Annotated in this window: 5 protein-coding genes; 2 read left to right on the top strand and 3 right to left on the bottom strand. The window is 47.4% G+C overall.

Annotated features, from left to right (window positions below; genetic code table 11):
- Positions 1-226: 226 nt before the first annotated feature.
- The gene (locus AAC052_RS21005) at positions 227-2,476 is read right to left on the bottom strand and encodes a GH92 family glycosyl hydrolase (RefSeq protein ID WP_339815375.1); all 2,250 of its coding nucleotides are present in this window, start codon (positions 2,474-2,476) and stop codon (positions 227-229) included.
- Between the two features lie 202 nt (positions 2,477-2,678).
- Between AAC052_RS21005 and AAC052_RS21000 the strand changes: the two genes are divergently transcribed.
- Both AAC052_RS21000 and AAC052_RS20995 read left to right on the top strand, forming a co-directional pair.
- Positions 2,679-4,553: a serine hydrolase domain-containing protein gene (locus AAC052_RS21000; RefSeq protein ID WP_339815374.1), complete on the top strand. Its 1,875-nt coding sequence runs from the start codon at positions 2,679-2,681 to the stop codon at positions 4,551-4,553.
- A 153-nt stretch (positions 4,554-4,706) separates the two neighbouring features.
- The gene (locus AAC052_RS20995; protein WP_317491448.1) at positions 4,707-5,807 is read left to right on the top strand and encodes an ATP-dependent 6-phosphofructokinase; all 1,101 of its coding nucleotides are present in this window, start codon (positions 4,707-4,709) and stop codon (positions 5,805-5,807) included.
- A 298-nt stretch (positions 5,808-6,105) separates the two neighbouring features.
- On the opposite strand, the gene AAC052_RS20990 is transcribed toward AAC052_RS20995, so the two are convergent.
- Both AAC052_RS20990 and AAC052_RS20985 read right to left on the bottom strand, forming a co-directional pair.
- The gene (locus AAC052_RS20990; RefSeq protein ID WP_339815372.1) at positions 6,106-7,041 is read right to left on the bottom strand and encodes a type IX secretion system membrane protein PorP/SprF; all 936 of its coding nucleotides are present in this window, start codon (positions 7,039-7,041) and stop codon (positions 6,106-6,108) included.
- 8 nt (positions 7,042-7,049) lie between these two features.
- A partial coding sequence (locus AAC052_RS20985) for a gliding motility-associated C-terminal domain-containing protein (protein ID WP_339815371.1) occupies positions 7,050-12,777 on the bottom strand: 5,728 nt, incomplete at its 5' end.

Below are 12,777 nucleotides of genomic sequence, written 5' to 3'. Positions count from 1 at the left end.
TAAATCGGTAAAACAAAATATTTCAGGCGGCGCAGTTACAAACTAGTAAAACAGAAAAAAACGAAAGTGGATAACTAAAATTACTTATGTAAGTTTATAATGTTCACTAGTGTTGATATCACATTATCGTTAAAGGTAACCCCTAATAATTATTTTTTTTATTACTTAAGTCCTATAATTAATGTAGACCTGACAGTGTTTAAGAAAAATAGGCTGTGAAAGAGTGCTATTTTTTGTCAAAAGTCATCGAAAATGGCCAGTTGACAGCAGAAACACCCCTTTTTGTATTTGGTTTTGATGTCATATCAAATGAGATTTTCGCCCCTTTCACCAACCCGGAATGAGCGAGCCAATTTTTGTCATACACACTTCCATTGTAGACCACTTCATTAACATAAAAATTTGCATGATTGTTTTCCGGTGCAAGAATTTCAATGTTTTTACCGTTTTCCAGAGAAATCATTACTTCTTTGAACAGTGGAGCTCCCAGCACATATTGATCGGTGCCAGGGCACACGGGATAGAAGCCAATGGCTGAAAAGACATACCAGGCGGAAGTTTGTCCGTTGTCTTCGTCGCCACAGTAACCGTCAGGAGCAGGGGTGTACAGCTTGTTCATGACTTCCCGGATCCAGTACTGCGCCTTCCAGGGCTCTGAAGTGAAATTGTACAAATAGGTCATATGCTGGATGGGCTGGTTTCCGTGTGCATATTGTCCCATATTCATGATTTGCATCTCTCTGATTTCGTGGATGGTGAAGCCATAATAGCTGTCGTCAAAGAGCGGTGGCATACTAAAGACGGAGTCGAGCATGCTTATGAACATTTTGTCGCCACCCATGAGTTGCTTTAGCCCTTCTATGTCGTGAAAAACTGACCAGGTATAGTGCCAGCTATTGCCCTCAGTGAATGCATCACCCCACTTGAGCGGATTAAAAGGCGATTGAAAACTGCCGTCTTCATTCTTACCTCGCATGAGCTTTGTCTCGTTGTCAAAAAGATTTCGATAGTTTTGTGAGCGCTTTTTATAGAGATCAATCTCTTTCTGAGGCTTGTTCAGTGCTTTTGCCAGCTGATAAATGGTGAAATCATCGTAGGCATATTCCAAAGTGCGTGCGGCGTTCTCGTTGATGCCAACATTGTAGGGTACATAGCCCAGCTTATTGTAGTAGGGAGCACCCCTTCTTGCCACAGCGTCCATGGGCCCTTCGGTATTGGCATCTTTTTTCAACGCTTCGTACAGCGTATTGATGTCATATCCTCTGAGGCCCTTTATGTATGCGTCGGCGACGACAGAGGCTGAATTATTGCCTACCATTACGTTTCGGTAGCCCGGGCTCGACCACTCGGGGAGGAAACCGCCCTCTTTGTAATCGTTGATGAGCCCCTCCTGCATCTCCTTGTTGATAGACGGATACAGAAGATTGAGCAAAGGGTAAAGCGCCCTGAACGTATCCCAGAAGCCGGTGCCTGAAAACATATAGCCGGGAAGCACTTCCCCGTTGTAAGGGCTGTAGTGGACGATTTTTCCCTGTTCATCCAGCTCGTACATTTTTTGCGGAAAAAGGAGCGTGCGGTAGAGGCATGAGTAGAACGTGCGCATCTGGTCGATTGAACCACCCCCGACGGCCACCACACCAAGTTTTTCGTTCCATACTGTTTCTGCTTCGGCTTTTACTTGCTCAAAGCTTTTGTTGCCTACTTCCCTTTTCAAGTTGATAGTGGCCTGTTCAGGGCTGATAAAGGAGGAGGCCACCTTGATGTGCACCACTTCTCCCTTTTTTGTTGAGAAGCCCACGGCTCCCACAGCATGCCCTTTTTTAAGCGTGTCGGCAACGCTCCAATTCACTTTTTTATCCAACTCAATGATAAAATAATTGCGGAAATTGGCTGGCACCCCACCACTGTTTCTTACTGTGTAACCAGTTATTCTGGCGTTTTCTTTGTCGATGGTTACTTCAGAACCTTTGTCGAAGCCATCAATAACAAGCCAGGCGCTGTCTGCCTCCGGATAGGTAAGCCTGAAAATGGCAGCTCTTTCAGTGGGGGTTATTTCGGTGGTAATGTTGGCATCGGCCAGGTACACGCTGTAATAGTGTGGTTGGGCTACTTCGGCCTTGTGTGAAAACCAGCTGGCCCTTTTGTCCTGATCGAACTGAACAGCTCCTGTGCCTGGCATAAGACTAAACTGACCATGGTCGTTCATCCAGGGCGATGGCTGGTGGGTTTGTTTAAACCCTCTGATTTTGTCGGCATCGTAAGTATAGGCCCAACCGTCGCCCATTTTTCCAGTCTGAGGAATCCAGAAGTTCATGCCCCAGGGAACGGCAACTGCCGGGTAAGCGTTGCCATTGGACAGCTCCATTTTTGAGTCTGTTCCCATGAGCGTATTGACCAGCGCAACGGGATTTTGAGTGGTTTGTGCCTGCAGTGCAAAAGACAAAAGGCAACAAGGGATAAGTAAGAGTAATCTCATAGAATACTGGTTGAAAAGCTGTGTGAGCTGGCGAATAATAAAACAATTGGCACTCTCTGGAGAAGCTCAACGCCATTCCCCAAAGTACCATCTGCAAAAGTAAATACTTAGATATTGTTTAGCCAGACAGAGAAGTCATTTTTCGGGCTTAAATTGCTTTTTTGAAACTCATTTGACAAGCCTCCTATAAAAGAAAAAAGGAATGAAGCATGCGTTTGAACTCACTGTCGCTCTTGTTTTTAGCGTTCTTGTTGCAAAAGCCCAGCCCTCCGGCACGCCGCTGACACCCCGGCAGCTGACAGACTCCCTTGAACTGCTGATGGACAGGAGCGACATCCCTGGCATCATGCTGACCATTGTTAAAGATGATAGCACCATCTTTTCAGGCGGACTGGGTGTAAAAGACAAAGGGACCAACTCGCAGGTAGATGGATCGACCCTGTTCAGGTTGGGTTCCATCACCAAAAGCTTTGTGGCGTTGGGCGTGCTCAGGTTAGTGGAAGAAGGGAAGTTTTCGCTGGAAGACGAAGTGAAGGCTTTGGTGCCGGAAATAGACTTTGAGAATAGCTTTGAGCCGGAGCACCCTGTGCGGGTAAAACACCTGCTTTCGCACACAGCTGGGTTCGACGACATGCACCTGAATGAAGTTTATAACACATCCGACACCGTTGTTTATCCTCTAAGAAAGGTGCTGGAACAGCATAAGAAAACACTTAAAGTACGGTGGCAGCCAGGAACCCGCTATGCCTACAGCAACCCTGGTTGGACAGTGGCCGGTTATCTTATCGAAAAGTATGCTGAGCAGCCTTATGATGAATTTATCACGGAAACTGTGCTCAGCCCAATCGGAATGAAGACCTCTAACTTTAAGTCTGTTCCTGAGGGACAGGCTTATTCCAAAGGATATGATGGAACCGGCAATGAAGTGCCCTTTCTCCCAATCTATCATCGCCCTGCAGGAGCCTTCAATAGCAATGCCAACGACATGGCACGTTTTCTTTCTTTTTGGATCAACAGGGGCATGGTAGATTCTGCCCAGGTTTTCCCCTCAAAAGTACTTGACCTGATGGAGGCACCGGCCTACACCATTGCCAATCAGGCGGGCTTACCAGTTGGCTACGGTTTAGGTAATTATACTTTTGATACGCAGCTGCCTGCTTCGTTTCATGGGCACGATGGTGGGATTGATGGTTTTTCATCGTCTTACGGCTACAACAGCCAGTATGGCATAGGATATGCGATTTCTAACAATGCAGGCAAGGGCATGGGAGATTTGGTCAACCTCATCAAGCAGTTTCTGGTGCAGGACATATCAGTTGCCAGACCCGCTACCCAAGCATTGGACGTTGAAGCAATGAAGCAATACGAGGGCTACTACCTCTTCAAGGCCTCCCGTAATCAGATTTTCGCCTTTATCGATCGCATATTCAGCACCTGCGAGGTAACCATCGACAACGACACGCTCTACCTCAAGCAGTTTATGAAAGATCGCTTTCCCGTGCTGCCAGTAGCTAATCAGGGAGGCGAGGGCTATCTTTTTGCCGGACTCAAAGACTATGTTCCCAGTCACGTATTTGTGCCAACCGACAAAGGTGAGCCCGTGCTGGCTACAGCAGTTGTTGGCAATTACCTTGAGAGAGTGAAATACTCAAGTGTTCTCACCAAGCGGCTACTGCTGGTGGTGTCGTTGGTGATGCTTGTAAGCTCTTGCTTTGCTACGCTGGTATGGCTGATTTTTGCTATCAGGAAGTCTTTGGCCTGGCAGGAGTTCTTTCGGAGAATGGTGCCTTCGTTGGTGGTGGTTGGTTTGATTATGATTGCTACGGGGCTGTTCGGAACCATCAATAAGTTAAGCGAAGCAGGCGAACCGAACGTCAATGGCTGGCTAATTTATCTGGGAGGTTGGATCATATTGTTCAGTGCTTTTTTGAGCACTCGCTTCGGTATTATGAACTTTAAGTTGGGGGAGAAGAAGGCTTTCTCGGTGTATTATATCCTGCTGGCCTTTTCCTGTGTGATTGTCACCTTGTTTCTTTACGATGCGGGCTGGATGGGATTGAAAGTGTGGGAGTACTAGGATAGCCGGTTCTCTTATCAGGTAACGTAGCCAACATTTTTCCATGGACGTGATTTTCACGTTCGTGACCACTCGACTTGCCAATGGGCTGGTCGATAAAGAATCGCTTTGTATTTCTGTTGGATTGCTTAGATTCATCACAAATCTGGAAATATGAGCAAGAAGAAACTACTGGTGCTTACAGGCGGCGGCGACTGTCCCGGTCTGAATGCCGTGCTGCGGGGGATTGTAAAAAGGTCGCAGCAAAATCCCGAGTGGGAGGTGTACGGAAGCATTGAAGCCTACAATGGTGTGCTGAGCGACCCGCAGGAGATTGTCAGGCTGGATAATAAGGCCATCGCCGGCATCCACGTAAAGGGCGGCACTATCATAAAAACAACCAACAAAGGAGGGCCATTTACCTGGCCTGTGAAGCATGAAGACGGTACCTGGTCCAGTATTGATCGCTCTGATGACTTACTCAACCGCCTTGATGATTTAGGCATAACTGCGGTGATTAGTATAGGCGGGGATGGTTCGCAACGCATTTCGCAGAAGCTTTACGAGCGGGGCTTGGATATAGTGGGTGTGCCGAAAACAATTGACAATGATCTTTCGGGCACCGATTTTACTTTTGGTTTTCAAACAGCAGTGCAAATAGCCTCTGATTGCCTTGATAAGCTGGTGACCACTGCCGAAAGCCACCACCGGGTAATGATCATGGAGGTGATGGGTAGGGCAGCTGGATGGATTGCTCTCCACACAGCCATTTCCGGCGGGGCTGAGGTTTGCCTTATTCCAGAGATTCCCTATGATGTAGAGAAAATAAAGCAACGAATAGACCAGCGTTACCACAATGGAAAAGGTTTCGCCCATATTGTGATGGCCGAGGGTGCTAAGTCTATTGGAGGAGATGTGGTTGCCTCTAAAAGCAATGAGGTCGGGTATAAAAACGTCCGGTTGGGCGGGTGTGCTTATCGGCTTTCTCAGGAATTGAAAGATGCAGGGTGTGAGGCCGATATTCGGGAAACGGTATTGGGGCATATCCAAAGAGGAGGCGGCCCGATAGCCTTTGACAGGGTGCTTGCCTTGCAGTTTGGTGTGAAGGCATTTGAAATGGTGCTGGAGCGGAAGTTTGGCAGGATGGTGGCCTATCAGCACAACGATATCGTAGACGTGCCATTGCTGGAAGCTATTAGCACTTATAATTATGTTAACACGGATTCCTACCTGGTGAAAACGGCCAGAGGGTTAGGGATTTCTTTTGGAGATTAAGTTTGGATCAATCTGTATTTCTGGGGGGATTGATGTTTGGCATGGGTATTTTCTGCTTGCATAAAAAAGCAAAAGATCCAAGCCTAACCCGGCCGGGCGAGACGCATTGAACCAGTTTTGCTTTTTTATTGCCGCCTATTTGCTGAATCGAATAACACTCCTTTTGAGTTTTATCCCCCAAATTTTCCGCTTGATCCTTAAGTTTGCTTTCAATAGAATCTGTATCGCATTTAAAGTGGGAGCCTGGGCAAAAAAAAGCCAAACAACATTGTCTGGCTTTTCGAGGAAGTTAGGTTGATTAATAATAAACCGGGCATAAAGGATCTTTAGAAAGAGCCTTTATTAATACTCTATAGTTGATCATGATCTCGTGGGTTCCGTTGGTATACTGCCTTTGGCCCGAGGTAACCACGTCGTAGGCATAGCCAAGTCGAATGTTCTCATTCAAAACAAGCTGAGTAATCAACGTCATTGAGTCACCGCTGCGGTAGGAGAGGCCTGCGTAAACAATGTCTTCAAATATCACATTACAGTTAAGGTCGATACCCAACGGCAGATGATCCTGGTACCTGATCAGCACAGCAGGGAGAAGGTTGATGTTGTCGGTCAGGGGGAAAACCATTCCTCCCGTCAGATAAACATACCGAGGTGTTTTTGCTTTTGAGGCCACACCTTCATTTACATCATCTTCATACACGCTGTTCTTTACAATGTGAGGAATAGAAGCACCCAAGTACATTCTTTTGTTGTAGTAATATGCACCAGTCCCAAAGTTGGGGCTAAACTTTCGCCATGTTCCCTGTAAGTATACATCATTTTGATCCCTCAACCTTAGTAGATCAAAGTTCGATTTTCTGTCATTAAAGCCTCCCTGCAAGCCCATTGCCAGATAGCCACTAGCTAACTTAATTTTGTAAGCATAACTAGCATAAAAACCGTAGTCGGTATGAATACCCACCTGGTCTCTGGTTGCCGTTAGACCTACGCCGATCTGGTTACTAAACAAAGGTGTGTGCGCAGTGAACGTTTGGAATGATGGGGCACCATCAATATTGACCCACTGATCCCGGTGGATCACCGCAGCACTGAATTCGTTGGTACTTCCTGCGTAGGCAGGGTTAAGCACCATTCCGTTGTACATGTACTGCGAAATAACCGGGCGTTGCTGGGCGAACACTCCCCAGCTAGCCAACAACAACACGACGCAGAACGATAATCTAGTTACAATATTCATACTTCAAATTATCTTACGAGCTCAAGATAGCCAGAAAGTGGATCAGTTCCATCACCTTTGTCGACGAGATAGAAATAGGTACCCGCAGGTAGCAGCCTGCTTCCCGCTACTATTCCCTTGTTACTGACACCGTCAAAGTATACATCGGTGTTATCGTAACCATCGTTTTCCCATACAATAGCTCCAGCTCTGTTGAATATCTTCACATTGTTGTTAGGGAACTGATCGATACAATCCATGATGAAGAAATCGTTCAGTCCATCGCCGTTGGCCGACACACCATTGTAGATCACGATATCCGCCCCAATAGTGAATTCCTGTGTCGCAGTACATCCATTGCCGTCCCAAATGGTCACCGAATAGTCACCAAATGTTGCTTCAAACAGACCACCTTCAAAAGTAGTGTTACCAGTGGCTAAGTGAGTCCAAACGACGCTGTCCAGCTCTACAGGCTCAGGGAATACCAGCAGAGCAACCCCTGTTGGCACCAGACACTGCGAGTCTTGTACATCCACTACGAACTGTGGCTCTGTGCGGGCATCGCTGATTGATATTCTTGACTCTTCAGATACGCAACCTGTCAGAAGATCAGTAGCGATTACAATGTACTCCACCGTTTCACCTTCTCTTCCCAGTCCTTTAGGGTCGAAGCCGGTGTAGATGATTGTGTTAGTGTCCGTTGCTTCGTACCATTCGAACCTGTAGTTACCAATATTACCTTCCACGGTTGCCCTTGCCTCACCATTAGGTGCTGCGCAGCTTGTCATGTTGCTCACAAGTGTAAGGGTAGGATTCGATGGTGGAACAGTCTGATCAGTTACCTCCACGGTTTGGGTTGACTGGCAACCAGTCGTAGAGTTAGTTACCCGCAGGGTGTAAGGGCCTGCGGCCAAGTTGTTCACAATCGGGCCGTCAAAAATCTTAGCAGCTGGGTCAGCCAGACTTCCAATATACCATTCGAAAGTGTGACCAGTTACAGTGCCATTGGCGAGTGAAGCTGTCAATTCACCATTTGGTCTGTCTTGGTAGCAGATGGTCAGAGGTTGTGTCTCCTTGACAACAATGGCCGGAATGCTGGTGGCATCCTCAACCAAAACCTGTATGGGGGCAGTTGCACAAAGCGGATCCTGTCTGTTGAAAACCATCAAGGTGTATATCCCGCTATTTAAGCCTTCCCATGCCTGGCCCTCGTAGTCAAACACATCGAATGACGGAGGTACTTGTCCCGCATTCCATACAAATTTGTAATCGGATGAGGCCTTACCAAACGGTATGTTAATTAGGTTGGCTGCGACGACTCCATCAAACGGTGCAAGACACTTGTCGTTGCGGGTTGCAGTGATCGTGACTTCCAGCGGGTTGATTGACTCATCTGTGATACGGTACACTTTCGACTGACTGCACCCTGTAGTATTGTTGACAACTAGCACCGTATACTGGCCGGCGGCAATGTTCAACAATTGGGGGTTGTTTGCAACCAAAGGAGTTCCTGTAGCACTAGACCCTCTAAACCAGCTAAACGTATATGCACCAGTATCCTGAGATCCGTCAGCCGACACAGAAATGGCCCCATTCGGAATGGCAGGGTTACAGTTGGTCTGTAACACCATATCCACAAGGGAGATAACTGGCGGCACTGATTCATCCGGTACTTCCACTTCTACATATGACAACATAGCGCAGTTGGTGGTGTTATGAATAACTTCTATGAAATGCTGCCCTGCAGCAACACCAGTAAACGTTCCGTCGGTGGATGTTTGTATGGCCACTGCCCCATCAGCCGGATCTTGATCGTACAATGAATAAGTGTAGTCGGTCAATGAGCCTGGCGAGATTGCGCTAATTTCAATTGTGCCATCGGCTGGACTACAGTTGGTCATGGCCGTAATAACGATATCCGCTGAATCAATTTCTGCCATCCATGGTTCACTGGCTAAGTCAAATTCGGCTAGTGAATTACAACCTGTCAAAAGGTTCCTTACCGAGACGGTGTACAAGCCAGCTGTCAGGTTAGAAATTGTTGACGTAGTTGCGATGCTATTGGCTGCAACTGCCCCTGAGCCTGTGAACCATTCGAAAGTATAATTGGGGTTGGTATCATCATTTGAATTATCAACCGTTGCTGAAAGTATACCTGAAGGTGTTCCGCCAGTACAGCTTTGATCAGCAGCTACTTGATCAATCAAAATATCGGGATAAACGATGTCGGCATTATAAACGGGAAACTCTCCCGTTACCGACATGGTACATCCGGTTGTGATATGCTCCACCTGCACAGAATACAAGGTCCACAGAGTAGGGTCAAGCGATCCGCCCTCAAGATTACTGATCATATTTTCCGAGCCCCCGGCCGGAGTAATGCTGCCGTTAGGGCCCGACCACGTGAAGGTAAAGTTTGTCAGTAGATTGTTCACACCACCAACTGTATAGACAACTCCATTGAATGTCACTTCAGAAATTGTAACTGATCCATTAGGGTCACAGGTAGTTTGATGCACTACACTACTTGACGTGATCAATACATTTTCAGTCTCAGTTGGCACGTCGATATCCTGAGTGAGCACACATCCCGTACGGTTATTTGTAGCGGTGAGTGTATAAACCCCACTAGCCAGTCCGGTATAAGAGGCAGCATTGTTGCCGGTTGTTGAAGTTTCGACGATGGTGGTACCACCACTGTTTTTCAGTACCAATACATAGCCAGTTGCTTCAGGCGTTCCGTCAACTTCTGTTACAACAACGCTGATCTCGCCTACGCCGAAGGACGTATCGCAGCCTTTATCAGAGACTACTGACACCTGAGCCGCAGGGACGGTGCTGAAGTCTTCTATGGAGAACTTGATAAAGGCGGATTCACAACCGAGCGTGCTTTCAGCTTGCAGGTAGTATGTGCCCGGCGCAAGGCCTGTTCCTGTTGTTGTGAAGTAGTCATATGAAGGACTAGCAACTGCGCCCAACGCAATCGGTGCCCCAGTATTAGGAGATCCACTGTTGTCAGGATACAAGCTCCACGTGTAGTTAGAAAGTGTCGCACCAATGCCAGTCGACACAATGTCGTCGTCGTCTAATCTAAACGAACCATTCACACCAACGCACAGTGTTGAGTGAGTCAACTGTGAGGCAGGAAGCACGAATGAAGGAGCAGTAAGCTGCTCAAACACCTGAAAGGTTTCTACTGTTTCACAGCCTGAACCTGGCGTTTGCTCAATCATAACAGTGTAGAAACCTGCGGCCAGGTTGCTTGCGATGTAGGGGTCAGCGCTGCTACCAGAACCAGTAACCGTTGTTGATCCTGTGATGTTAGCCCCAGAGGTATTTTGCCCGCTATACCAAGTTAGAACGTAAGCCAAACCATCTGCTCCATTTGTTTCTGCAACAAACTGAATGCTTCCATTCTCAACATCGCAGCTTGTATCCGGGGTGATAGTTGACGAAGCGATTATTGGCAGCACTGTATCGTCATCAATGTCAATTGGATAGAAAGCTGAGGCACAAAGGAAGGTCTTGTGTGTTGCCACTACGTAGTAGCGACCGGCGGGCAATTGCACTGCCGCCAGGCTGGCGGTGGTCAATGTTCCAGGTACCTGAAGTGCAAACGACGAATTATACAACTGGAAGGTGTAGCTGGCATCAATCGCTGCGAGTCCATTAACTGTCGCATTGTCCGCAGGGTTGCCGGAGCTTGTTATTGTTACGAAGTCCGTCGTGCCGTTGAAGAAAACGGAGCCATTGTCTACATCACAAGACGTATCATCAGCGCTGCTTGCTTGCAGGGTGATTACAACCGGTACGTATTGAAGGTTGAAAGTGGCCGTAGCAGCGCAGTTCAAGCCGGTAGTCGTGTTGTCGGTTACCCTTACCCAATACTGTCCGTCCTCAACATTTGAGATGGTTGCAGTTTGGCCACCATTGCCCACTGCTACTGGGTTGACAACGCCAATCGAGCCTTTGTGCCATTGGTAGAGGTATGCCCCACCATCGTTGTTGCCAATAGTCACTGTTAAGCTACCGTCAAAGTTGGCAGGATCACAATATGTATTTGGTCGTACCTGGCTAATTGATGGCGTTGGCTTCACCGAAACGTCGTTAATAATTACCTGACGGAAGTTGGAATTACAACCCGAACCAGATGTGCTGGTGGCTTGCACGTAGTAGGTTCCGCTTGGTAAACTACTTACCACGTTTCCTGCGAAAGCATAGGTACCAGAAATGTCGGTAAAGGCATTATTGAAAAGTTTGAAAGTGTAGCCACCTGTACCATTCGATACATTGTTTAAAAATACATCATTCACGGTGATTGTTCCGTTTTGCGCTGGGTTACAATCCTGAGAATTGGTTTTCGTGATGTCGGCGGCACGAATGAGCACCTGGTTCGGGGTGTCTTTCACCTGAACGATCACCTGATCAGAGCATCCACGGCCAAGTCCATTGTTACCAACATTGTCGATAGTTGTAACGACGATTGTGTAGAATCCAGGTTTCAGGTTGGCAGCGCTGTTAAGACCTGCACCAGTTTGGAAGTTGGCTCCAAGAATGCCAGAACCTTCATACCACTGGAAGTTGTAGTTGGCCGCCGCTCTAGGTGTACCAGGGCTTGCCGGGTCATCGATAGACAAAGTAATGTCACCGCTTCCATTGACGGTAAAGTCGCAGAAAGTATTCGGGTTCACTGTGGCAGTAATATCAGGCTCAATGGAATCTGCAATGATAGTTACTTCAGTGTAGTCAGATACACAACCAGTAGCATCTCTGGTAGCTCTTACATAGTAAGTTCCAGCAGCCAGTGAACCTAGTCTTGTGAAAGTTCCTACAGTAGTGATGGGAGCTACAATAGGAGCGAATGCAGCATCGAAGAACTCTACCGTAAAGTTAGTAGCCACGTTTGCATCATCAACAGCATCCACTGTTACGGCCTCTACAGTGATTGAACCGGTGTCATTACCAGAGCAATCCACATCAGGCGCCAGGGTGATGTTGGCAGCCAATATTTCAACTTCTTTCAAATCAGCTGTTAGCGTAAACTCAGCAGTAGCAGTACAGTTGTTGTTTGGATTGCTTGTATCAGTAAGTCTTACCCAGTAGGTACCTTCTACCAGTCCACTGATCACTGAAGTGTGAGGTGGAGTTGCAGGGTTAAGGTCATTGGCGATGGTGACATCAGATCCATTTGCAAGCACATCTCCATCGTTGATGGCAGACATGGTGCCTGTAGTTCCCTGGAACCATTCGAAGGTATAACTTCCATCCATATCAACGCCTGCTCCAGCAGTAATGGTAGCAGTCAGCGAACCGGTAGGAGTGATACCACCCCCGAAAGAAGGATCGCAGATAGTGTTCTTAGCAGTTTCAGCAATGGTGATGGCAGGTTTTACTGCGTCATCAGCAATTGTTACCTGAAGCAGGTTAGAAGAACAGCCGGTTCCTGTGTTGTCGACTGCTTCTACGAAATACACGCCAGGAGCTAAGCCAGAAACAGTTGCTCCAACGAACGTAATCGGGCTGAGGGTAGAAGCATCGCTTTCGTATAGGTTGAAATCATAGTTGGCAGTGCCATCTGAACCACCGTTAAGCAGCACGTCTGTTACTGCAATCTGGCCATTATCAGGCGAACAATCATTGGCATTAGACGGTGTAATGATGGCATTTGTCAGAGAAATGTTATCCGGGGTGTCGAGTACCTCAACGATCACCTGATCAGAGCATCCACGGCCAAGTCCATTGTTACCAACATTGTCG

The sequence above is a fragment of the uncultured Imperialibacter sp. genome (genome assembly GCF_963974565.1).
Lineage (GTDB): Bacteria > Bacteroidota > Bacteroidia > Cytophagales > Cyclobacteriaceae > Imperialibacter > Imperialibacter roseus.
Note: the sequence above shows the minus strand (reverse complement) of the source record. Positions and strands in the feature narration are given on the sequence as shown.

What these genes read in the sequence shown, in the direction of transcription:
- AAC052_RS21005 (WP_339815375.1), bottom strand. Translation starts at nt 2,476, where the DNA reads ATGAGATTACTCTTACTTATCCCTTGTTGCCTTTTGTCTTTTGCACTG.
- AAC052_RS20995 (WP_317491448.1), top strand. Translation starts at nt 4,707, where the DNA reads ATGAGCAAGAAGAAACTACTGGTGCTTACAGGCGGCGGCGACTGTCCC.
- AAC052_RS21000 (WP_339815374.1), top strand. Translation starts at nt 2,679, where the DNA reads ATGAAGCATGCGTTTGAACTCACTGTCGCTCTTGTTTTTAGCGTTCTT.
- AAC052_RS20990 (WP_339815372.1), bottom strand. Translation starts at nt 7,041, where the DNA reads ATGAATATTGTAACTAGATTATCGTTCTGCGTCGTGTTGTTGTTGGCT.